Raw genomic sequence first — 22,155 nt, 5'->3', positions numbered from 1 at the left:
CCGTGACCGCTCTCGACCTGCTCGACCTCGACGCCTCGCTGAGCGAGGAGGAGCGGCAGATCCGTGCCGTCGTGCGTCAGCTCGTGACCGACCGGGTCCGCCCGCACGTCGCCGGCTGGTACGAGGACGGCGACGTGCCGGCCCGGGAGCTGGCCCGCGAGTTCGGCAAGCTGGGCCTGCTCGGCATGCACCTGACCGGGTACGGCTGCGCCGGCGCGTCGGCGGTGGCGTACGGGCTGGCCTGTCTGGAGTTGGAGGCCGGCGACTCCGGCGTCCGCTCGCTGGTCTCGGTGCAGGGCTCGCTTGCCATGTACGCGATCTGGCGCTTCGGCAGCGAGGAGCAGAAGCAACGCTGGCTGCCGGCGATGGCGACCGGCGACGCGATCGGCTGCTTCGGGCTGACCGAGCCGGACCACGGCTCGGACCCGGCCTCGATGGCCACCCGGGCCCGCCGCGACGGCGACGACTGGGTCCTCTCCGGCGGCAAGATGTGGATCACCAATGCGCCGATCGCCGCCGTCGCGGTGATCTGGGCCCGCACCGACGAGGGCGTGCGGGGTTTCCTCGTGCCGATGGACACCCCCGGGGTGGGCGTGCGGGAGATCCGCCGGAAGATGTCCCTGCGTGCCTCGCTCACCGGCGAGATCACGCTGGACGACGTGCGGCTGCCGGCGGACGCGCGACTGCCCGAGGCGACCGGGCTGAAGGCGCCGCTGAGCTGCCTGACCGAGGCCCGGCACGGCATCGTCTGGGGCGCGCTCGGCGCGGCCCGCGACTGCCTGGAGACCGCCCTGTCGTACGCGACCACCCGCACCCAGTTCGGCCGGCCGCTGGCCGGTTTCCAGCTCACCCAGGCCAAGCTCGCCGACATGGCGGTGGAGTGGAACAAGGGCCTGCTGCTGGCGCTGCACCTGGGCCGGCTCGCCGACGCCGGGTCGCTGCGGCCCGAGCAGGTGAGCGTGGGCAAGTTGAACAACGTCCGGGAGGCGCTGGCCATCGCCCGGCAGTGCCGCACCATCCTCGGCGCGAACGGCGTCTCGGGGGAGTACCCGATCATGCGGCACGCCGACAACCTGGAGAGCGTGCTCACCTACGAGGGCACCTCGGAGATCCACCAGCTCGTCATCGGCCAGCGGCTGACCGGGCTTTCCGCGTTCGCCTGACCTGCGGTTTCACCCGATCGGGGCACTCGACGAGCGAGTGTCGCACAGTGCCCGTACCGTCATTGTCAGTCGATGTGTCGGACGAGGACGGTGAGGGCGATGGCCCGCGACGGTGACACCCAGCAGCCCACCAGGGAGTTCCCGGAATACCCGACCAGTGAGTCCCTGCACGACCGGGCGGACGCCCCGCCCGGGTCCGGGCCGGGGGCCCGGCCACCGGTCGGTGGGCCCGCGCGTGGCCTGCTCTGGGTGCTCGGTGCGGCGGCGCTGGCGGTGGTGGTGCTGCTCGGCGTGCAGGCGACCGGTCTGTTGCCCGAGTTCCGCAACCCGTTCGCCAAGGAGCAGACCGACCGCAGTCAGCCGCCGCTGCTCAAGTCGATCCGTGACCTGAGCCGTTACGTCGCGGCGGAGGGCAACTTCCAGGTGGTGGTCGACGTGCAGAAGGACCGGCGCAACGTGCCGGACTTCCTGCTCAACGAGCGCACGCTGTTCGTCGGGGCGGGCCGGGTCGAGGCGTATGTCGACTTCTCGAAGATCGCCGACGGGGCGGTGGTGGCCTCCGACGACGGCAAGTCCGTCGAGATCAAACTGCCCGCGCCGCAGCTCGGCGAGACCGACCTGGACATGGACAAGAGCTACGTCTTCGCCGAGGAGCGTGGCCTGATCAACCGGCTCAACGACCTGGTGGCCGGTGACCCCAACCGCCAGCAGCAGGTCTACAAGCTGGCCGAGGACCGGATCACCGCGGCGGCCCGGGACAGCGGGCTGGCCGCCCGGGCGCAGGAGAACACCCGCAAGATGCTGGAGGGTCTGTTGCGCTCCCTCGGCTACCAGAAGGTGACAGTCACCTACACGGCCCCCTGACCTCGCACGACGCGCCCGCCCTCCCAGGGCGGGCGCGTCGTCGTGTGCGGGTCAGCGGGTGGCGAGGTGGCGGTCCTCGTTCGGCATCAGCACCCACAGGATCAGGTAGACGATCACCTGGGTGCCGGGCAGCAGCAGCGACAGCAGGAACAGCAGCCGGACCATGCCGGCCGACATGCCGAACCGCCGCCCCAGGCCGGCGCAGACACCGGCGATCATGCGCCCCTCACGGGGCCGGACCAGTTTGCGACTCATCGTCGTCTCCCACTTCTGCGGCGATCCGCCGCGCTGATTCCACGGTAGAAAGGGCTGCGCGCCGCGCCCTCGGCCCCGAGGAGGATCGGCGACCCGGGCACCCGTAGGTACTTACCCCGGCCCGCCCTTCCCGACGCCCCGCCTCGTCCTCCGCGATCTTGCAGTTACGGCCCCCGAGCTGCCCCGTATGCCTGTTTCGCCGGGGCGGTAACTGCAAGATCAACGGGGGAGGGGTGGGGGGCGCGTGGTGGGGTGGGGACGGGTATTGAGCTGGGCGGGTAGGCTCGCCGGTCGGGGCGCCCCCACCCCGGGCGCCGCGCCACCGGCCCGTCGAGCGGGCACGTGGCAGACACCGGTTCGGATCCGCACGACGGGGACGACGGCGAGGAAAGTGCAGCCATGATCAGTGTTTTCGATCTCTTCAGTGTTGGTATCGGGCCGTCGAGCTCGCACACCGTTGGGCCGATGCGGGCCGCCCGTACGTTCGTGGGTGGGCTGAAGGCCGACGGGTTGCTCGCCGACGTGGTCCGGGTGCGGGTGGAGCTGTTCGGCTCGTTGGGTGCCACCGGGCATGGGCACGGCAGTGACCGGGCGGTGCTGCTCGGGTTGGAGGGCGAGGCCCCGGAGTCGGTCGACACCGACTCGGTCGGTGAGCGGGTGGCGCGGATGCGGGCGGAGCGGCGGCTGCGCCTGCTGGGCAGCCAGGAGATCGACTTCGACCCGGACCGGGACCTGGTGCTGCACCGTCGGCGTTCGCTGCCGTTCCACCCGAACGGGATGACGTTCGCGGCGTTCGACGCGGCCGGGGACGAGGTGCGGGCGCGGACCTACTACTCGGTGGGTGGCGGGTTCGTGGTGGACGAGGCGGCGGCCGGGGCGGACCGGATCAAGCCGGATTCCACGCGGGTGCGGTATCCGTTCCTGACCGGGGCGGAACTGCTCAGGGTCACCACGGACACCGGTCTGTCGATCAGTGAGGTGATGCTCGCCAACGAGGTGTCCTGGCGTGGCGAGGCGGATGTGCGCGCGGGGCTGTTGGACATCTGGCGGGTGATGCGGGAGTGCGTGGAGAGCGGCTGCACCCGTGACGGTGTGCTGCCGGGTGGGTTGAAGGTGCGCCGTCGTGCCGCGGAGCTGCGGCGTGGTCTGGAGGCGGAGACCGGGGCGGACGATCCGCTGCGCGCGATGGACTGGGTGACGTTGTTCGCGCTCGCGGTCAACGAGGAGAACGCGGCCGGCGGTCGGGTGGTCACCGCGCCGACCAACGGCGCCGCCGGGATCATCCCGGCCGTGTTGCACTACTACACCCGGTTCGTGCCGGGCGCCTCCGACGAGGGGGTGGTCCGGTTCCTGCTGGCCGCGGGCGCGATCGGGGTGTTGTTCAAGGAGAACGCGTCGATCTCGGGCGCGGAGGTGGGCTGCCAGGGCGAGGTCGGCTCGGCGTGCTCGATGGCGGCGGCCGGGCTGGCGGAGGCGCTGGGCGGCACGCCGGAGCAGGTGGAGAACGCGGCCGAGATCGGTATGGAGCACAACCTGGGGTTGACCTGCGACCCGGTCGGCGGGCTGGTGCAGATCCCGTGCATCGAGCGCAACGCGGTGGCCAGCATCAAGGCGATCACCGCGGCGCGGCTGGCGTTGCGCGGCGACGGCGTGCACCACGTGTCGCTGGACAAGGTCATCAAGACCATGCGGGAGACCGGCGCGGACATGAAGGTCAAGTACAAGGAGACAGCGCGCGGCGGCCTCGCGGTCAACGTCATCGAGTGCTGACCCCGTTGGGGTGACCACCCGCTGACGACCGCCACGCCAGCAGGAAAAGGGCGACGATGGTGCGGTGACGTCCGGCGTCGCGGCGCTCTGGTCCGCCCGCACCTCGCTGCGCATCCTGGTCCGGCGGGATCTCGCGGTGAAGTACCAGCAGTCGCTGCTCGGCTACCTCTGGTCGCTCATCGAGCCGCTCGGCATGGGCCTGATCTACTGGTTCGTCTTCGGCGTGCTCTACTCCGGCGCGACCCGGCGGCACCTGGGCGAGGCGGCCGGGTCGTACCCGCTGTTCCTGATCACCGGGATCTTCGCCTGGATGTGGGCCAGTTCGGCGCTGACCGAGGCGGCCGGCGCGCTGACCGGGCAGGCCCGGCTGATCACCACGATGAACCTGCCCCGGCCGATCTTCCCGATCGGCCGGGTCGCCGGCCGCTTCGCCGAGTACCTGGCCGGCCTGCCGATCCTGGTCGCCATCGCGGCGCTCTACGCCAGCCAGGGGAAGATCCACCCCGGGTGGAGCCTGCTCGCCCTGCCGCTGGCGGTGGCCGTGCAGTTCGTGCTGCTGGTGGGCCTGGCGCTGCTGCTGTCGGCGGGCAACGTGCTGATGCGCGACATCGAGCGGACCATGCGGCTGGTCATCCGGCTGCTGTTCTACGCCACCCCGATCATCTATCCGTTCAACCTGGTCCGGGACTCCGGCATGCCGGGCTGGCTGAAGCTCGTGTACGAGCTGAACCCGCTGGTCGGGATCTTCCAACTGCACCACGCGGTCTGGTACCCGGACGAGTTCCCGGACGCCCGGCTGCTCACCGTGACGGTGGCGGGCAGCGTGCTGGTGCTGGTGCTGGGCTGGTGGGCGTTCCGCCGCCTGGAACCGGCCGTGCTGAAGGAACTCTGAGTGGCGCCGATCATCGAGGCGGACCGGCTCGGCATCCGGTTCGTGCGCAACCGGCGTCGGCAGTTGCGGCTGCGGGAGCTGATCGTGCACCGGGGAGCCCGTGACCCGGACGCCGGCCGGTTCTGGCCGCTGCGGGACCTGTCGTTCCGGATCGAGCCGGGTGAGACGGTCGGTGTGGTGGGGCGCAACGGCACCGGCAAGAGCACGCTGCTGCGGCTGATCGCCGGGGTGCTCATCCCGGACGAGGGCACGATCTCGGTGCACGGCCGGGTGGCGCCGCTGCTGGAGCTGTCCGCGGGGTTCTCCGGCGACCTGACCGGCCGGGAGAACCTCTACCTGGTCGGCGGGCTGCACGGGCTCTCCTCGGCGTACCTGCGCCGACACTTCGACGAGATCGTCTCGTTCGCCGGTGAGCAGGTGGAACGCGCCATCGACACGTCGGTGCGGCACTACTCGTCGGGGATGAAGGTGCGGTTGGGTTTCGCGGTGATCGCACACCTGCCGCACCCGGTGCTGTTGGTGGACGAGGTGACCGCGGTCGGGGACGCGGAGTTCCGCGCGAAGTGCTATGCGACCATCGAGCGACTTCTCGCGGAAGGACGCACGTTGGTGCTGGTGTCACACAACGACAAGGACCTCACCCGGTTCTGCCGTCGGGGGCTCTACCTCGACGCCGGACGGCTGATCGTCAACGGGACGATCGACGAGGCGCTGGCCGCCTACGCCGACGCGGCGCAGCGGTGACGCTCGCGATCGTGCTCGCCGCCGAACCGGCGGCGGGCCACCCGACCGACCCGACCGACCCGACCGGTCCCGCCGAACCGGTGGCGGGCCGGCCCACCGGGGAACCGCCCACCGCGAGGCTGGCCGCGCAGTGGCGGCGGGCCGGGGCGGACGACGTGCGGATCGCCGCCGACCTGACCGAGTTGGCCGACCTGGTGGCCGCCGCGACCGGCCCGGTGCTGGTGAGCGGCGCGGATCTGGTCGCGCACACGGCCGTACTCAGGCATCTCGCGACCAGCCCGGTGGGGCCGACGGTGGCCCTGGTGCTCACCGATCCGCCCGCTCCCGGGCAGGCCACGGTGCGCGAGGAGCGCGGACAGGTGGTCGAGGTCGACGCCGCCGACGCGACCGGCGTGTTCGGTGGCGCGCTGCGGGTGGGCGCGGCCGACCTGCCGGCGCTCGCCGAGGCCGCCCGCCGCGCCGCAGGCGTCGCGCCCGACCCGGCGTCCGCGCCGGATGCGCGCCCGACCGTGCCCGCGTCCGCGCCGGATGCGCGCCCGACCGTGCCCGCGTCCGCGCCCGGGGTCGCTGCCGCCGGGGGCGGGACGCTCGGCGCGGTGGACCGGCTCGTGGCCGGGCTCGCCGCCCGGGGCGTCCTGATCTTCGCCCATCGGGTACGCCTGCTCGTGGCGCACCGGGCCGGCGACGCGGCGCAGCGGGCCGCCGCCGAGGCGGAGGTGGCGGCGGTCGACGAGGACCGGGCCGAGCTGAAGCTGTCGGTGAAGGAACGGGACGACTTCTTCACCACGTTCTTCGTCAGCACCTGGTCGCCGTACGTGACGAAGGCGGCGGCCCGGATCGGGATCGGCCCGACCGGCGTCACCATGGTCTCGGTGGCGTTCGCGGTGGCCGCGGCCGTGCTGTTCGGCGTCGGTGGCCGGCCCGCGCTGGTGGCCGGCGCGGTCCTGCTCTACCTGGGGTTCGTGCTGGACTGCGTGGACGGGCAGTTGGCCCGCTACACCCGGCACTTCAGCGCCTGGGGCGGCTGGCTGGACACGATGGCCGACCGGTTCAAGGAGTACGTGGTCTACGCCGGTCTCGGCTACGGCGCCACGCACGCCGGGTTCCGCTACGGCTGGGCGCTGGCGCTGGCCGCGATGACGTTGCAGACCGTGCGGCACATGACCGACACCTGGTACGGGGCGCTGCACGACGAGGCGGCCCGCCGGCCGAAGGTGGTGACCGGGGACGCGGGCGGCATCGGCGGGAAGCTGAACGCCGCGTCGACCCGGGTGCAGGCGGACACCGGCTCGGTGTCGTACTGGCTGAAGCGGACCGTGGTCTTCCCGATCGGTGAGCGGTGGGCGTTGATCGCGGTGGCCGCCGCGCTGTTCGGGCCGCTGGTGGCGCTCTGCGCGGTGCTGGTCTGGGGCACGTTGGCGTTCGCGTACACCGGGGCGTTGCGGACGCTGCGGGCGCGCTGGATGCGGGTGCCGGTGCTGACCACCGTCGACGCGGGGCTGTACCGCGACGACGGCCCGCTGGTCCGGACGCTGCCGGTGGCGCGTCGGCCGCTGGCGCTGGCGGTGCTGGCCGCGCTGGGCGCGGCGGCGTTGCTGGGGTGGGCGCTGTGGGCGGTGCACGGCGGGGGTGACCTGCCCGGCTGGGCGGCGGTTCTCGCGCTGGTGCTGCTGCTGGGCGCGGCGCAGGGTTCCCGGACGCCGCACGCGGGGGCGTTGGACTGGCTGGTGCCGGCCGCGTTGCGGGCCGCCGAGTACCTGTTCGCCGTCGCGGTCGGCGTGGCCGGGCGCGCGCCGGCCTGGCTGATCTTCGGGTACGTCCTGGTGCTCACGCTGCACCACTACGACCTGACCGCCCGGCTGGAGAAGCGGCAGTCGGCGCCGCCGCTGCACGTCGCCACGCTGGGCTGGGAGGGGCGCTCGCTGCTGCTGGCAATCGCGCTGATCGCCGGAATTGCGAGTGTTGCTCTGGCTACACTCGGTGCGTACCTTCTCGTGGTTTTCGTCGCGAGTGTGGTCCTCGCCTGGGTGGTCCTGCCGGCCCGCGCCCGTGGGGGTGCCCCCTCGCCGGGCTGACGGAGGGCGGGCCGGGATGACGCTGATCAGCTTCGTCGTGCCGGCCTACCGGGTGCAGGGCTACCTGCGGGAGTGTCTCGACTCGATCCTCGACCAGCCGTTCGGCGACCTTGAGGTGATCGGCGTGGACGACGCCTCCCCGGACGCCAGTGGCGAGATCCTGGCCGAGTACGCGGCCCGCGACCCCCGGGTCCACCCGGTGCGGCTCGCCGACAACGTCGGGCTCGGTCCGGCCCGGAACATCGGGCTGGACCGGGCCACCGGCGAGTACGTGTGGTTCGTCGACGGGGACGACTGGCTGGCGGCCGGCGTCCTGCCGCACGTCGCCGACCGGCTCCGCGACACCCGCCCGGACGTGCTGATCGTCGACCACGTCCGGTCGCACTGGAACGACGTCGGCACCCCCAGCGCCATGCGGGACGTCTTCCCCGACCCGCCCGGCCCGGAGACGTTCGCGCTGCGGGACCGGCCGGAGACGCTGTGCCTGCTGCACACCGCCTGGAACCGGTTGGTCCGCCGCGAGTTCCTGGTCGGGCGCGGGCTGCGGTTCGCGCCGGGCTGGTACGAGGACGTCTCGTTCAGCTACCCCGCGCTGATGGCCGCCGACCGGATCGGTGTGCTGGACCGGGTCTGTCTCCACTACCGGCAGCGCCGGACCGGGGCGATCACCCGGACCCGGGGCGACCGGCACTTCGAGGTGTTCGCCCAGTGGCATCGCGTGTTCCGGCTGATGGACCGGTGGGCGCCGGTGGTGGACGGGCTACGGCCGGCGGTCTTCGAGCGGATGATCTGGCACTACCTGACCGTGCTCGGCAACGGCGAGCGGATCGCGCCGGAGCTGCGGGCACCGTTCTTCGCCCAGATGCACGAGGACTACGTCCGCTTCCGGCCGCCGGAGGGCTACCCGGTGCCGCCCGGCGTGGAGGGCCTGAAGCACCGGCTGGTGGCGGCCGGCCGGTGGCGGACGTTCAGCGCACTGCGCGAGGCCCACCAGGCCGGGGAGACCGCTCGGCGGACGGCCGGCCAGGCCCGGCGGCGGGTGACGCCGGTGGTGCGGCGGACCGCCCGGCGGGCGCGTGACACCGCGCTGCGCGAGTACTACCGGGCCGAGCTGCGCCGCCCGATCGACCCGACGCTGGCGGTCTACGCGGCCTACTGGTACCGGGGATACGCGTGCAACCCGGCCGCGGTCTACGAGGCCGCCCGCCGGCTCGCACCGCAGGTGCGCGGCGTCTGGATCGTCCGGCGGGACCGGGTGGCCGCGTTGCCGCCGGGCGTGGAGTACGTCGTCGCCGGCACCCGGGAGTACCACCGGGTGCTGGCCCGCGCCCACTGGCTGGTCAACAACGTCAACTTCCCGGACTTCGTCCGCAAGCGCCCCGGCTCGGTGCACGTGCAGACCCATCACGGCACGCCGGTGAAGGTGATGGGCCTGGACCAGCAGCGCTACCCGGTGGGCGCGATCGGCATGGACTTCGCCGGCCTGCTGCGCCGGGTGGACCGCTGGGACTACAGCATCACCGCGAACGGCTTCTCCACGCAGATGTGGGAGCGGGCGTACCCGGCCGACTACACCACGCTGGAGGTCGGCTACCCGCGCAACGACCGGCTGGCCCGGGCCACCGCCGACCAGTGCCGCCAGGTCCGCGCCGCGCTGGGCATCGGCGCGGAGGAGTACGTGGTGCTCTACGCGCCGACGCACCGTGAGCACCTGCCCGGCTGGCGGCCACCGTTCGACCCGGACCGGATGCACGACGTGCTCGGCCCGACCGGGCGGCTGCTGATGCGCAGCCACTACTTCCACGACCGGGAGCGACGGCCGCGTGGACCGGCGGCCGGCGGGGTGCTGGACGTCAGCGACCACGACCGGGTGGAGGACCTCTACCTGGCCGCGGACGTGCTGGTCACCGACTATTCCTCGGCGATGTTCGACTATGCCGTGCTGGACCGGCCGATCGTGGTCTACGCGCCGGACTGGGACGCGTACCGGGTGGCCCGGGGCGTCTACTTCGACCTGCTGGCCGAGCCGCCCGGCGCGGTCGCGGTGGACTTCCCCGGGCTGCTGGACGTCTTCCGCACCGGCGCGGTACGCGGCGCGGCGGCCGAACGGGCGCGGGCGGCGTTCCGGGCGCGGTTCTGCGCGCTGGAGGACGGGCACGCCGCGGAACGGGTAGTCCGCCGCGTGTTCCTCGGCAAATCCACGTAATACGACTGTCACGAGCCGAACATGGCACGTTTACCCGATGTGCGAACCCGATGATCCTGGTCACAGTCATTCCCGGGTTCGGGCGAGCAACTGGGGAGGTGACGGTGACCACCGTCGCGCTCAAGGATGTCACCAAGGTGTTCCAGGACGGAACGATCGCGGTCGACACCATAAATCTGGACGTCAACGACGGCGAGTTCATGGTGTTGCTGGGGCCCTCGGGCTGCGGCAAGTCGACCGTGCTGCGGATGGTGGCCGGCCTGGAGGATCCGACCTCGGGAGCGGTCATGCTCGGCGGCGAGCTGGCCAACGACCTGCCGCCGCGGGACCGGAAGATCGCCATGGTCTTCCAGGACTTCGCGCTCTATCCGCACATGACCGTCGGCGACAACATCGGCTTCCCGCTGCGGCTCTCCGGCATCGAGCCCGGGCCGCGCGGCGAGCGGATCCAGGACGTGGCGGGCGCGCTGGGCATCGGCGACGTGCTCGCGCGCAAGCCGAGCCAGCTCTCCGGCGGCCAGCGGCAGCGGGTGGCGATGGGCCGGGCGATCGTCCGGCGGCCCGGCCTGTTCCTGATGGACGAGCCGCTGTCCAACCTGGACAGCGGGCTCCGCGCCGAGCTGCGGGCCGAGATCTCCGCGCTCACCCGTGAGCTGGGCGTCACCACCATCTACGTCACCCACGACCAGGCCGAGGCGCTCACCATGGCCGACCGGGTGGCCATCATGCGCAAGGGCGTGCTCCAGGACGTCGGCACCCCCACCCAGGTGTACGGGCGGCCGGCCACGCTCTACGTCGCCGCGTTCCTGGGCAGCCCCCGGATGAACCTGCTGGAGGCGTCCGTCTACGTCCACCTCGACCGCTACGTCGCGTTGAACCTCGGCGAGCAGGCGCTCTACCTGCCCTGGGACGACATCCGCAGCCGCGCGGTGGCGCACTACCACGGCGAGCGGATCGTGGTCGGGCTGCGCGCCGAGGCGCTCACCCCGGTCGCCCCGGACACCGCCGGCGACGTGCTGCACGGCCGGATCCGCTACCTGGAGCACCACGGCCACGAGTCGCTGGCCTTCCTCGACATCGGCGCGACCGCGATCGTGGTCGACGAGATGAGCTCCCCGGTCGAGCGGTCCGTCCCCGGCCAGCGCAGCCTGCGCCGGTTCGGCCAGGTGATGCAGCGGCTCACCGGCCGGGCGGCGGAGGCGGCCTCGCCGGAGTCGGCGCCGAGCGGCGCTGGCAACCGCACCAGCGTGCTGCCCGACCCGGGCCGGCACCACCGTCGCCCGGCGGAACTGGCGGTGCGGCTGGCCCCGTACCCGCAGGTGTCGGCCGGACATGCGCTGGCGGTGCAGGTGCGGATGGACGCGCTGCACTTCTTCGACGAGCGCGGCGACCGCATCGACGTCGGCTGGCGCTGAGGTTTCAAGGACGGGCCCCCTGTTAACGCTTTCCACCGAGAACCTGGCCGCGTTCGTCGGCTACACCGCTGCCGGGCCGGCGTTGCAGCTCAGCGGGCTGCGCCCCAGTAGGCGGCGGACTGGCCCGCCAGTTCGGCGTCGGTCGACTGCGGCGTCGTCATGGGAGCGACGGTAGGACCTCCACCCGGCTTCAGCTCAAGGGGTCACGCCTGGCGCCCCAGGCGACGAAGCGGGCGAACATGTCGGCGGGGTCTGGTGCGCCGGCCGGGTTCAGCCGGTAGAGGTCGCGGGTCGCCTCGTAGAACAGCCCGCACAGGTAGAGCGACAGGCCGACGTTGTTGTCCGCGTACTCGCTCTTGAGCAGCAGGCGGGCGGTCGGGCAGGGCCACTGCTGGCCGCACGCCCGGCAGCACCACATCGGACGCAGCGGTGTGTGCGGCGCGGCATGCCGGGGGTACGGGCGTTGATTGGTCACGGGCGCTCCTGTCGGTAGCGGGTAACGGACGAGTTTGGCTCCGTTGCGTGACAGTGTCGTCACCGCGTCGCTAGGGTCGGAAGGCGTTCCACCCCCACCTTCCGGGCCGTCCGACCGGCCGTTTTCCGTGTGCAGCCGTGTGCAGAGGTGTGCAGATGATCCGTATGGCGTTGTGGGAGCTGTTCGCCGGTGAGCTGCGCCGGCTCCGTTCCGAGGCCGGGCTGACGCAGGAGGCGTTGGGCGAGCGGGTGAGCTATTCGGCGTCGCTGGTGGCGGCCGTCGAGCAGTGCCGCCGCGCGCCGCGGGCCGAGTTCACCGAGCGCTGCGACGACGTGCTCGACGCCGGTGGCCTGCTGGTCCGCATCCGGGCCGCGTTGGTGCAGGAGTCGCTGTTGCCGTGGTTCCGCGAGTGGGTGGGCATCGAGCAGGAGGCGACTGCGCTGCGCAATTACGAGCCGCTGGTCATTCCGGGCCTGTTGCAGACCGAGGAGTACGCCCGCGCGCTGCACGAGGGCGCGAGTCCGCTTGTCGGTGAGGCGCTGGAGCAGCAGGTGGCCGCGCGGCTGGCCCGGCAGGCGGTGCTGGATCAGCCCGCGCCGCCGCAGTTCGTGGCCGTGTTCGACCACTCGGTGCTGACCCGACCGGTCGGCGGCCCGAAGGTGATGCGGGAGCAGTTGGCACACCTGGTCGAGATGGGCCGCCGGCCCCGGGTGCACCTGCACGTGGTGCCGGAGACGGTCGGGGCCCATCCGGGGCTCAACGGCGCGTTCGTGCTCGCCACCCCGGCCGACGGCGACGACGTGGGCTATCTCGACAACCAGTTGCACGGCACAATCGTGGAACGGACGACGGACGTGAACTCCCTGCGGCAGACCTGGGAGTCCGTCCGCGCGGAGGCGATGCCGCACGGGGCGACCCTGGCGGCGATCTCGGAGGCGGCGAACCGATGGAGCTGACCGGCGCGACCTGGCGCACGAGCACCCGCAGCAGCGGCAATTCCGGCAACTGCGTCGAGGTGGCGGACAATCTGCCCGGCGTGGTCGGGGTCCGTGACAGCAAGGACCGGCAGGGGCCGGCGCTGAGGTTCACACCGGCGAGCTGGGCGGCGTTCGTCGCCCACACCAAGCGCGCCTGACTCGCCCGCCTCGGAGGCCCTGCCCCGACGAGGAACGCCGTTGCGTGGCTCCGGATGCCGTCGTTAACGTGCGTCGGTGGAATTCGTCACCAGAATCGACCGGCCCGATCTGCACGATTCCGCGGAAGCCGTTTTCCGAGAGGACTGGCCGGAGTTCATCTTCCACGACGATGTTCCGACGAACTACATGGTTCGGGTGGGGAAATACTTTCCCCGATACGACGTCATGGCGCTCGACGAGGGTCGGGTCGTCGCCGGCGGTTGGGGCGTGCCAATGGCCTGGAACGGCACGCCTGACGATCTGCCCGCTGGCTATGACGACACGTTGATCCGGGCGGTGCAGGGCCGGGAAGCGGGCGTCGTACCGACGTGTCTGAGCTTCATGGCGGTCGCCGTCGGCTCGTCACTTGCCCGGCGAGGCGTGGCCGGTGAGGTGCTCGCCGAGCTGACCCGACGTGCGCTCGACGACGGGCTCGCGCACGTGGTCGCTCCGCTGCGGCCGACGTGGAAGGCGCGATACCCGCTGGTGTCGATGGCCGAGTACGCCTCGTGGACGCGACCGGACGGGCTCTCGATCGACCCGTGGATCCGTACCCACCAACGCATGGGTGCCCGGGTGGTCCGTCCGGCCCATGAATCGATGGTCGTCGAAGGGTCCGTCGCGGAGTGGGAAAGCTGGGCGGACATGCCGTTCCCGGTCTCCGGGGACTATGTGGTGCCGGGCGCGCTCAACCTCGTGCTCATCGACCGCGAGCATGATCGGGGCGTGTACGTCGAGGAAAACCTGTGGGTTCAGCACCGCTGACTCAGGAATCAGGGGATCGACGGCGGCCAGCGACGCGTACGCCACTCGTCCCAGCTCGCGAATCCGGCCGGTGGGGCGTCGACGGGTTCGCTGCCGTCGAGTTCGCCAGGTGTGGGGATCTCGATGGTGGCGGCCCACCCGGCGAGTTCCTCGTCGGTCATGGGCCACGTCGTGTGCGGCGCCTCGGCCTGCCGCTGATCGCGTCGCCGGCGCTGTTCGGCAGTAGTGAGTGCGAAGTAGTGCGGCTCCACCGTCGCGCCGAGGTCCGCCACGGCCTGCCGCAGCGCGGAGCGCTCGTCCCGACTCCAGAGGCCGAAGTCGAGCACGACGTTGGTGCCGAGTTCGAGCGCGCGCAGGCCGATCTGGATGAGGCGTCCCTCGATCACGTCCTGAGCCGACGACGGGTTCTCGGGCCCGTAGAGGGCCTTGACCCACTCGTCCTTGGTGAGACGAAGCGCCTGCCGCTCCCGTTCGATGCGCCGAGCGGCGGTGGTCTTGCCGGTGCAGGGGAGCCCCACGGTCAGGTACAGCGTCGGTCGCCTCGTCATCGCCACACCCAATGGTCACGCCTGGCGGCGTAGTTCGCGTAGTACGCCGTGCCGGCGGAGCGCCCACGCGAGGCGCCGGGCGCTCGGATGGCGGACGAACAGCACCGCCGCCCGGCGGATCAGACCGAACCGGTCGTCGCTCACCTGGCGGTCGATCGCCTGCCAGATCAGCTCGCGCACGTCCGCGCTGTCCAGCATCGTGCGCACCTCACGGCGTACCGCGGGGTCCTCGGTCGCCGACGTGATGGCGGCGGCCCGGGCCGGTCGGTCGGCGAGCGGCTCCACCGCCGCGGCGACCAGTGGCCGGCGGACCGTGTCGCGCTCCAGCAGCAGCAACACCGCTTCCCGGACCTCGGTGGTCGCCAGGCCGGACCGCAGCAGACCCAGCAGGCTCCGCTCGACCTCGCCGTCCCGGTCCGGGACGGACAGCGCGGCCAGCAGCACTGTCACCTCGTCGAGGTCGACGAGGTGACGCAGGCCGTCGCGGAACTCGGGCAGCCCCCAGGCCACGGTCAGCCCTCTGGCGAGATCGCGGTTCATGCGCCACTGGCTACCCGGAGCCGGCGGCCGGTGAAACGCCGGAGGGCGTCTTGCCATGCTGCTTGACTGGTGTTCTACTTAACCATAACAATCGTGAAGGGGCTCACCAGGTGATCAACTTTCATGTCGACCGGTCCAGCAGCGTCCCGGCCTACGCCCAACTGGTGCGACAGGTCCGCGAAGGGCTGCGGATCGGGACGCTGCAACCCGGGGACCAGCTCCCCACCGTGCGCAGCGTGGTGACCGCGTGCACGGTCAACCCGACCACGGTGCTCAAGGCCTACCGGGAGCTGGAGCTGTCCGGTCTGGTGGAGGCCCGGCAGGGGGCGGGCACCTTCGTCAGCGGGACGCTCGGCTCCACCGACCCCCATGTGATGGCCCGCCTGCGGAGCAGCCTCGCACGGTGGCTCGGCCAGGCCCGGGAGGCCGGTCTGGAGGACGAGGACGTCCAGGCGCTGCTCGCCTCGGTGATCGTGGAGAACTCCACGCGCCAGAAGCGGGAGGGTGCCGCGTGAGCGGGCAACCCGTCGCCGTCGAGGCACGCGGGCTGAGCCGGCGCTACGGCAGCGTGTGGGCGCTGCGGGAGTGCGCCTTCCAGTTGCCCGCGAACCGCATCGTCGCGTTGGTCGGTGCGAACGGCGCGGGCAAGTCGACGCTGCTGAGCATCATCGCCGGCACGCTGGCGGCCACCAGCGGCACGCTGCTGGTGCACGGCCGGCCGGTGACCCGGGGCGGTTCCACCGACGGCGGGAGCAGGGTCGCGATCCTGGCCCAGGACAAGCCGCTCTACCGCGACTTCACCGTGTCGGAGATGCTCCGCTTCGGCCGGTCGACGAACCGCCTGTGGGACCAGCGGCGGGCGCTGTCGTGGCTGAGGCGCTTCGACATCCCGCTGGACCGTCGTTGCGGCAGGCTGTCCGGCGGGCAGCGGGCCCAGGTCGCGCTGGCGGTCGCGCTGGGCTCCCGCCCGACGGTGCTGCTGCTGGACGAACCCCTCGCGAACCTGGACCCGGTGGCCCGCACCGAGGTCACCGGTGAACTCATGGCGGAGGCCGCCGACACCGACATGACCATCATGCTGTCGACTCACATCATCGCCGAGCTCAGTGGCGTCGGTGATTATCTGCTGCTGCTCGACGCGGGTCGACCCGTGCTCACCGGCGACGTCGAGGAGTTGCTCGACAGCCATGTCCGGCTGACCGGCCCGCGTGCCGACCAACCGCCCGGCGCGGGCGCGGTCGTCCAGGCGCAGCACACCGAGCGTCAGTCCACCTTCGTCGTCCGGCAGCCGGCGTCACCGACGGCGCACGCCGTCGTGGCGCCGGGCTGGACCGCCCAGCCCATCACCCTGGACGAGCTGATCCTGACCTATCTCAGGGCGTCGTCCAGGGCACCGCACGAGCGGGAGGCAGCCGCATGAGCCCGGTCACCGAACTGTCCGCCCCCACGAACCGTCGGGACGACCTCGGGTACGCCGGGGGCGTACGCGGTCTGCTGTGGCTGACCTGGCGTCAGCACCGGTGGACCCTGATCGGCACGCTGGTCCTGGCCGCGGTGCTGGTGGGCTGGATGACCTATCTGTCCGTGGAGCTGACGAGCCTGTGGCACCAGTGTCACGAGGCGTTCTGCCCGGACAACTCCCCCCAGTCCGAGCGGCTCGCCGGGTCCTCGCCCCTGGTCCTGACCATGGCCGCCCTGTTGCGGGTGGTGCAGTGGATGCCGCTGCTGATCGGCGTGTTCGTCGGCGTGCCGGTGCTGACCAGGGAACACGAGCAGCGCACCCTGCTGCTGGCCTGGAGCCAGGACGTCTCCCCGCAACGGTGGCTGTGGACCAGGCTGGCCCTGCTCGGCCTGTTCGTGGCCGCCGTGACCACGGCCGTCGGCGGGGTCAGCGACCATCTGGAGCGGACCCGGGCCCTGGTCGGCCCGGTCAGCCTGTTCGAGTACGAGCCGTTCCTGAACACCGCGATGCTGCCGGCCGTGATCAGCCTCTGCTGGTTCGCGATCGGTGTGGCACTCGGCGCCGCGCTCAGACGCACGCTCCCCGCCGCGTTCGGTGTGATCGTGGGCTTCGTCGGCCTGACCTACTTCGTCCAGTGGCGCTATCCCACGCTGATGACGCCGTTGTCCGCGCGCCGCACCATCGGCGGGCCGAACATCGACGTGCTCCGCGACAACGCCCTGGTCGTCAGCGGCGGCATGATCGACTACGGGGTCGACGGGCCGTCCGGCGCGTACGACGCCTCCGGGCGCGAGCTGACCGGCGTCGAGCTGCAACGCCTCTGCCCGCCCGACAACGGCAGCGGTCGGACGCTCGTCTGCTTCGCAGAGAACCACCTCGAACAGCACCTGCTCTATCAGCCGGGCAGCCGGATCACCGACTTCCACCTGATCGTCTCCGGCGGCTACCTGGGCCTGACCGCGGTGGCGCTGCTGATCGTCTGGTGGATCGTCCGCCGTACCGACCTCCGCGCGGGCTGATCCCGGCCGCCAGTCGGGCTTGCCCGGGAAGTTACCGGCGAGTAGCGTTCGAGCATGTCCATCGACTCTCGGCAGGTGGCGGCCGGTCTCCTCGCAGCGGTGCCATTCGCCCGTACGCTCAATATCGAGATCGTCGAGGTGGCGCCCGAGGCCGACGGCGGGGTCCGCGCCGTGGTGCGGCTCCCCGACGACCCGGCGCACCACAACCACGTGGGCGGCCCGCACGCCGGCGCCATGTTCACGCTCGGGGAGACCGCCTCCGGCGCGGTGGTGCTGGCCGCGTTCGGGCAGGTGCTCGACCGGGCCGTACCGCTGGCCGTGACCGCGACCATCGACTACCGCAAGGTGGCGATGGGCCCGGTGCTGGCGACGGCTCGGCTCGGCCGCCCGCCCGCCGACGTGCTGGCCGAGCTGGACGCCGGGCAGCGGCCCGAGTTCGGCGTCCAGGTGGAGATCGGCACCGAGGACGGCACCGTCACCTCGGCGCTCACCGTGACGTGGACGCTACGCCCGAACCGCTGACACGCGAATCGGGTTTGCCCGGCGAGCCGCCTGGATAGATTCAGGCAATGCTGGGCCTACCCGCGCACGTGACCGCGTGTCTCTTCGATCTGGACGGGGTGCTGACGCAGACCGCCAAGGTGCACAACGCCGCCTGGGCCGAGACGTTCGACGCGCTCCTGCGACACCGGTCGGCCGAGACCGGCGAGCCGTTCCGCCCGTTCGACCCCGGACCGGACTACAACCGGTACGTGGACGGAAAACCGCGAGCCGACGGGGTGCGATCGTTCCTGGCCTCGCGCGGCATCACGCTGCCCGAGGGTTCACCCGACGACCCGCCGGACGCCGACACCGTCAACGGTGTCGGCAACCGCAAGAACGTCGTCCTGCTCCAGCGCATCGCGCACGACGGCGTCGAGGTCTACGACGGCTCGGTGCGCTACCTGGAGGCCGCCACCGCAGCCGGGCTGCGCCGGGCGGTCGTCTCGGCCAGCGCCAACTGCGAGGCCGTGGTGCACGCCGCCGGGCTGGACCGGTGGCTTCAGGCGCGGGTCGATGGCGTGGTCGCCCGGCAACGCGGTCTCCAGGGCAAACCGCACCCGGACACGTTCCTGGAGGGCGCGCGGATGCTCGGCGTCGACCCGGCGCAGGCCGCCGTCTTCGAGGACGCGCTCGCCGGGGTGGCGGCCGGCCGGGCCGGCGGCTTCGGGTACGTGATCGGCGTGGACCGGGTCGGCCAGGCCGACGAGCTGCGCGCGCACGGCGCCGACGTGGTGGTCTCCGACCTCGCCGAGCTGCTGACCACGGAGCCGGCCCCGTGATCCGGGAACGGTCGTACCCGGTCGAGCCCTGGCACGTCCGCGAGGTCCGCCTCGACATGGACGTGCTGGCCCAGTCCGAGTCCGTCCTCGCGCTCTCCAACGGCCACATCGGGCTGCGCGGCAACCTCGACGAGGGCGAGCCGCACGGCCTGCCCGGCACGTACCTGAACTCGTTCTACGAGCTGCGCCCGCTGCCCTACGCGGAGGCCGGCTTCGGCTTCCCCGAGTCCGGGCAGACCATCGTCAACGTCACCAACGGCAAGCTGATCCGGCTGCTCGTCGACGACGAACCGCTCGACGTCCGCTACGGCGAGCTGATCGACCACGAGCGGGTGCTCGACCTGCGCGCCGGCACGCTCCAGCGGGAGGTGCACTGGCGGTCCCCGGCCGGCCGCGAGGTCAAGGTCCGCAGCACCCGGCTGGTGTCGTTCACCCAGCGCTCGGTGGCCGCGATCAGCTACGAGGTGGAGGCGGTCGACGGGCCGCTGCGGCTGATCCTCCAGTCCGAGCTGGTGGCGAACGAGTCACTGCCGCCACAGAGCCGGGACCCGCGGGTGGCCGCGGTGCTGGAGTCGCCGTTGCAGGCCGAGGAGGAGCTGACCACCGGCGACGGCGGCCTGCTCATCCACCGCACCAAGGTCAGCGGCCTGCGGGTCGCCGCCGCCATGGGCCACGACGTGCACGGCCCGGAACGCACCACCATGGAGTCCGAGGGGTACGAGGACTGGGTCCGCACCACCGTCGGCTGCGTGCTCAAGCCCGGTGAGAAGCTACGGGTGATCAAGTACCTCACGTACGGCTGGTCGAGCCGGCGGTCCCTGCCGGCGCTGCGCGACCAGGTCGGCGCCGCGCTGGCCGCGGCCCGGCTCGACGGCTGGGACGGCCTGCGCCGGGCGCAGCGGGAGTACCTCGACACGTTCTGGGACGCCGCCGACGTGCGGGTCGAGGGCGACCCGGAGGTGCAGCAGGCGGTCCGCTTCGGCCTCTTCCACGTGCTCCAGGCCGGCGCCCGCGCGGAACGGCGGCCCATCTCCGCCAAGGGCCTCACCGGCCCCGGGTACGACGGCCACGCGTTCTGGGACACCGAGATGTTCGTGCTGCCGGTGCTCACCTACACCCAGCCGGGCGCGGTGAAGCACGCGTTGCAGTGGCGCTACGACACGATGGCCCAGGCGCAGGAGCGGGCCCGCACGCTGAACCTCGAAGGCGCCGCGTTCCCGTGGCGCACCATCGAGGGGCCGGAGTCGTCGGCGTACTGGCCGGCCGGGACCGCCGCGTTCCACATCGCCGCCGACGTCGCCGACGCGCTGCGCCGCTACGTGCTGGTCACCGGCGACGAGGCGCTGGAACGCGAGATCGGGCTGGAACTGCTGGTCGAGACCGCCCGGCTGTGGCGCTCGCTCGGCCACCACGACCGCGCCGGCCGGTTCCACATCGACGGGGTGACCGGCCCGGACGAGTACACCGCGGTGAAGAACGACAACGTCTACACCAACCTGATGGCGCAGCGGAACCTGCTGACCGCCGCCGACTGCGCGATGCGCTACCGCGACCAGGCCATCGACCTCGGCGTCACCGAGGAGGAGTCGGCGGCCTGGCGGGACGCCGCGAACGACATGCACATCCCGTACGACTCGGACATCGACGTGCACGAGCAGGTGGAGGGCTTCACCCGGTTGCAGGAGTGGGACTTCGAGCACACGCCGCCGGAGAAGTACCCGCTGCTGCTGCACTACCCGTACTTCGACCTGTACCGCAAGCAGGTGGTGAAGCAGGCCGACCTGGTGCTGGCCATGCACTGGCGGGGCGACGCGTTCAGCGCCGCCGAGAAGCTGCGCAACTTCACCTACTACGAGCGCCGTACCGTCCGGGACTCGTCGTTGAGCGCCTGCACGCAGGCGGTGCTGGCGGCCGAGGTGGGCTTCCCCGAGCTGGCCCACCGCTACCTGCGCGAGGCCGCGCTGATGGACCTGCACGACCTGAACGAGAACACCCGCGACGGGGTGCACATGGCGTCGCTGGCCGGCGCCTGGATCGCGCTGGTCGCCGGCTTCGGCGGGTTGCGCGACCACGACGGGACGCTCTCCTTCACGCCCCGGCTCTCCAGCCGGCTCAGCCGCCTGGAGTTCTCGTTGCAGTGGCGGTCGATGCGGCTGCGGGTCGACGTCCGGCCGCACCAGACCACGTACTCGCTGCGCAACGGCGGGCCGGACACGGTGCTGGACCTGCTGCACCACGGCGAGCCGCTGCGGGTCACCTGTGCCCAACCGGTCACCGTGCCGGTGCCGCCGGCACACCCGGCCGGGTCGCAGCCGGAGCAGCCGTCGGGCCGGGCGCCACTGATGCACCTGCCGGAACACCCCGCCTGAGCGGTTCCCGTCCGGCGCGGTCCCGCCCGGGTGGGCGGGACCGCGCGGTGGGCGTACCTCAGAACTGGCGGCCGTTGGACGGACGCCCGCCGGCGTCCCGTGGCGCCACCGCCCGCGGGTCCTCGGGAGTACGCGCCGACGCGGCCCGGTCGGCCCACTCCGGCGAGCCCTCCAGCTCCTGTTCGCGACGCTTCTGGTCGGTGGGTTCCTGCTCTCGCGCCCTGTCCTGTTTCGCCATCGGAGATCCTCGCGATCGGTCGGGGTCCGTGGTCACCCCGCGCGTTCCCGCCCGGCGTCGGCTCAACCGTCCAGGTGGCGGGCGAAGCTCAGCCGGAGGTGGTTCTTCGGCCGGGAACCGACGACCGAGCCGACCACCTCGCCGTCGCGGAAGACCAGCATGGTCGGCGCGGACATCACCCGGTGGGCCCGCGCGGCGGCCGGGTTCTCGTCGATGTTCAGCGTGACGAAGCGCAACGCGTCGCCGAACTCCTCGGCCAGCTCGGCCAGGTGCGTGGACACCACCCGGCAGGGCGGGCACCACTCGGCCCAGAAGTCGACCACTACCGGTCGGTCGGCGGCCAGCACCGTCGCCGCGAACGTGGCGTCGGTGACCGCGGTCAGTCGGCCGGTCTGCGTGTCCTGAGGCATGTTTCCTCCCGATGGGCGATCGCGTGGGCGAGTTGGTCGTGCAGCCGGCGGCGGACCGCGCCAAGCCGGCCGAGGTAGTCGTCCACCTCGGCGAGCTTTCGTCGCAGCACCGCCACCGAGTCGGGGCAGACGTCGCCGGAGTCGTGCCCGGCGCGCAGGCAGGCGACGAACGGGCGGATGTCGTCCAGCCCGAAGCCGATCGCCAGCAGGGACCGGATCTCGTGCACGACGCGCAGCTCCGCCTCGTCGTACACCCGGTAGCCGTTGGCGGACCGGCGTGGCCGGACCAGTCCCTGGCTCTCGTAGTAGCGCAACGTGCGGGCGCTCGTACCGGCCCGTTCCGCCAGCTCCCCGATCCGCATCCGCGCCCCCGGTTTTGTCTCTTCCACGGCCGACGCTAAACCTTGCCGCCGATGTCAAGGCAACCCCACGCGCCCCGCCCCGCCTC

Annotated in this window: 24 protein-coding genes; 17 read left to right on the top strand and 7 right to left on the bottom strand. The window is 72.1% G+C overall.

The window, feature by feature from the left end:
- Positions 1-2 precede the first annotated feature (2 nt).
- Entirely contained in the window at positions 3-1,163 is a 1,161-nt protein-coding gene (locus tag VKK44_RS26310) for an acyl-CoA dehydrogenase family protein (protein WP_343443874.1), read from the top strand.
- Between the two features lie 99 nt (positions 1,164-1,262).
- Positions 1,263-2,027, top strand: a complete 765-nt coding sequence (locus tag VKK44_RS26305; RefSeq protein ID WP_343443873.1) for a DUF4230 domain-containing protein — start codon at positions 1,263-1,265, stop codon at positions 2,025-2,027.
- A 51-nt stretch (positions 2,028-2,078) separates the two neighbouring features.
- Here the strand turns inward: VKK44_RS26305 and VKK44_RS26300 are convergent, their stop codons facing one another.
- Positions 2,079-2,282: a PspC domain-containing protein gene (locus VKK44_RS26300; protein WP_343443872.1), complete on the bottom strand. Its 204-nt coding sequence runs from the start codon at positions 2,280-2,282 to the stop codon at positions 2,079-2,081.
- A 399-nt stretch (positions 2,283-2,681) separates the two neighbouring features.
- On the opposite strand from VKK44_RS26300, the gene VKK44_RS26295 reads away from it, so the two are divergent.
- The 6 genes from VKK44_RS26295 (at position 2,682) to VKK44_RS26270 (ending at position 11,384) form a co-directional block, all read left to right on the top strand.
- Complete coding sequence (locus tag VKK44_RS26295) at positions 2,682-4,052, top strand: L-serine ammonia-lyase (protein ID WP_343443871.1); 1,371 nt, start codon at positions 2,682-2,684, stop codon at positions 4,050-4,052.
- Positions 4,053-4,116: 64 nt separating this feature from the next.
- Positions 4,117-4,944 (top strand): ABC transporter permease, encoded by an 828-nt coding sequence (locus VKK44_RS26290; protein WP_343443870.1) that lies wholly within the window; start codon positions 4,117-4,119, stop codon positions 4,942-4,944.
- Positions 4,945-5,688: an ABC transporter ATP-binding protein gene (locus VKK44_RS26285; protein ID WP_343443869.1), complete on the top strand. Its 744-nt coding sequence runs from the start codon at positions 4,945-4,947 to the stop codon at positions 5,686-5,688. It abuts the gene before it with no gap.
- Positions 5,689-5,768: 80 nt separating this feature from the next.
- Entirely contained in the window at positions 5,769-7,763 is a 1,995-nt protein-coding gene (locus VKK44_RS26280) for a DUF5941 domain-containing protein (protein WP_343447904.1), read from the top strand.
- Between the two features lie 16 nt (positions 7,764-7,779).
- Complete coding sequence (locus VKK44_RS26275) at positions 7,780-9,969, top strand: bifunctional glycosyltransferase/CDP-glycerol:glycerophosphate glycerophosphotransferase (RefSeq protein ID WP_343443868.1); 2,190 nt, start codon at positions 7,780-7,782, stop codon at positions 9,967-9,969.
- Between the two features lie 104 nt (positions 9,970-10,073).
- Positions 10,074-11,384 (top strand): ABC transporter ATP-binding protein, encoded by a 1,311-nt coding sequence (locus VKK44_RS26270; protein ID WP_343443867.1) that lies wholly within the window; start codon positions 10,074-10,076, stop codon positions 11,382-11,384.
- Positions 11,385-11,574: 190 nt separating this feature from the next.
- Here VKK44_RS26270 and VKK44_RS26265 read toward each other — a convergent pair whose 3' ends face one another.
- Complete coding sequence (locus tag VKK44_RS26265) at positions 11,575-11,802, bottom strand: hypothetical protein (protein WP_343447902.1); 228 nt, start codon at positions 11,800-11,802, stop codon at positions 11,575-11,577.
- 212 nt (positions 11,803-12,014) lie between these two features.
- Between VKK44_RS26265 and VKK44_RS26260 the strand changes: the two genes are divergently transcribed.
- From VKK44_RS26260 to VKK44_RS26250, 3 genes are all read left to right on the top strand, one after another.
- The gene (locus VKK44_RS26260; RefSeq protein ID WP_343443866.1) at positions 12,015-12,815 is read left to right on the top strand and encodes a helix-turn-helix domain-containing protein; all 801 of its coding nucleotides are present in this window, start codon (positions 12,015-12,017) and stop codon (positions 12,813-12,815) included.
- Positions 12,806-12,994 carry a DUF397 domain-containing protein gene (locus tag VKK44_RS26255; RefSeq protein WP_343443865.1) on the top strand — a complete coding sequence of 63 codons (189 nt, stop codon included), beginning with the start codon at positions 12,806-12,808 and terminating at the stop codon, positions 12,992-12,994. Before VKK44_RS26260 ends, VKK44_RS26255 begins: the two co-directional genes overlap by 10 nt.
- 76 nt (positions 12,995-13,070) lie before the next feature.
- Positions 13,071-13,799, top strand: a complete 729-nt coding sequence (locus VKK44_RS26250; protein WP_343443864.1) for a hypothetical protein — start codon at positions 13,071-13,073, stop codon at positions 13,797-13,799.
- An 8-nt stretch (positions 13,800-13,807) separates the two neighbouring features.
- On the opposite strand, the gene VKK44_RS26245 is transcribed toward VKK44_RS26250, so the two are convergent.
- Together VKK44_RS26245 and VKK44_RS26240 are read right to left on the bottom strand one after the other, a co-directional pair.
- A complete protein-coding gene (locus VKK44_RS26245) occupies positions 13,808-14,347 on the bottom strand; it encodes an AAA family ATPase (protein ID WP_343443863.1) in 540 nt (179 codons plus the stop codon).
- A 15-nt stretch (positions 14,348-14,362) separates the two neighbouring features.
- Positions 14,363-14,887, bottom strand: a complete 525-nt coding sequence (locus VKK44_RS26240) for a hypothetical protein (RefSeq protein ID WP_343443862.1) — start codon at positions 14,885-14,887, stop codon at positions 14,363-14,365.
- A gap of 110 nt (positions 14,888-14,997) precedes the next feature.
- Between VKK44_RS26240 and VKK44_RS26235 the strand changes: the two genes are divergently transcribed.
- From VKK44_RS26235 to VKK44_RS26210, 6 genes are read left to right on the top strand one after another with little or no spacing between them, the layout of a single operon-like run.
- A complete protein-coding gene (locus tag VKK44_RS26235) occupies positions 14,998-15,402 on the top strand; it encodes a GntR family transcriptional regulator (protein ID WP_281943375.1) in 405 nt (134 codons plus the stop codon).
- A complete protein-coding gene (locus VKK44_RS26230) occupies positions 15,399-16,307 on the top strand; it encodes an ABC transporter ATP-binding protein (protein ID WP_343443861.1) in 909 nt (302 codons plus the stop codon). Before VKK44_RS26235 ends, VKK44_RS26230 begins: the two co-directional genes overlap by 4 nt.
- Positions 16,304-17,368, top strand: a complete 1,065-nt coding sequence (locus VKK44_RS26225; protein ID WP_343443860.1) for an ABC transporter permease — start codon at positions 16,304-16,306, stop codon at positions 17,366-17,368. The genes VKK44_RS26230 and VKK44_RS26225 overlap by 4 nt, the downstream gene beginning before the upstream one ends.
- Before the next feature lie 54 nt (positions 17,369-17,422).
- Positions 17,423-17,890 (top strand): DUF4442 domain-containing protein, encoded by a 468-nt coding sequence (locus VKK44_RS26220; RefSeq protein ID WP_343443859.1) that lies wholly within the window; start codon positions 17,423-17,425, stop codon positions 17,888-17,890.
- Positions 17,891-17,937: 47 nt separating this feature from the next.
- The gene (locus VKK44_RS26215; RefSeq protein WP_343443858.1) at positions 17,938-18,690 is read left to right on the top strand and encodes a beta-phosphoglucomutase family hydrolase; all 753 of its coding nucleotides are present in this window, start codon (positions 17,938-17,940) and stop codon (positions 18,688-18,690) included.
- The gene (locus VKK44_RS26210) at positions 18,687-21,059 is read left to right on the top strand and encodes a glycoside hydrolase family 65 protein (protein ID WP_343443857.1); all 2,373 of its coding nucleotides are present in this window, start codon (positions 18,687-18,689) and stop codon (positions 21,057-21,059) included. Before VKK44_RS26215 ends, VKK44_RS26210 begins: the two co-directional genes overlap by 4 nt.
- Positions 21,060-21,117: 58 nt before the next feature.
- On the opposite strand, the gene VKK44_RS26205 is transcribed toward VKK44_RS26210, so the two are convergent.
- From VKK44_RS26205 to VKK44_RS26195, 3 genes are all read right to left on the bottom strand, one after another.
- Positions 21,118-21,297, bottom strand: a complete 180-nt coding sequence (locus VKK44_RS26205) for a hypothetical protein (protein ID WP_343443856.1) — start codon at positions 21,295-21,297, stop codon at positions 21,118-21,120.
- A gap of 62 nt (positions 21,298-21,359) precedes the next feature.
- The gene (gene trxA / locus VKK44_RS26200) at positions 21,360-21,707 is read right to left on the bottom strand and encodes a thioredoxin (RefSeq protein WP_343443855.1); all 348 of its coding nucleotides are present in this window, start codon (positions 21,705-21,707) and stop codon (positions 21,360-21,362) included.
- On the bottom strand, positions 21,677-22,069 hold the full coding sequence (locus VKK44_RS26195; protein ID WP_343443854.1) for a MerR family transcriptional regulator: 393 nt from the start codon (positions 22,067-22,069) through the stop codon (positions 21,677-21,679). The genes trxA and VKK44_RS26195 overlap by 31 nt, the downstream gene beginning before the upstream one ends.
- Between the last annotated feature and the right edge of the window lie 86 nt (positions 22,070-22,155).

It is taken from the genome of Micromonospora sp. DSM 45708, from assembly GCF_039566955.1.
Lineage (GTDB): Bacteria > Actinomycetota > Actinomycetes > Mycobacteriales > Micromonosporaceae > Micromonospora.
This window is presented reverse-complemented; position numbering and strand designations above follow the sequence as displayed.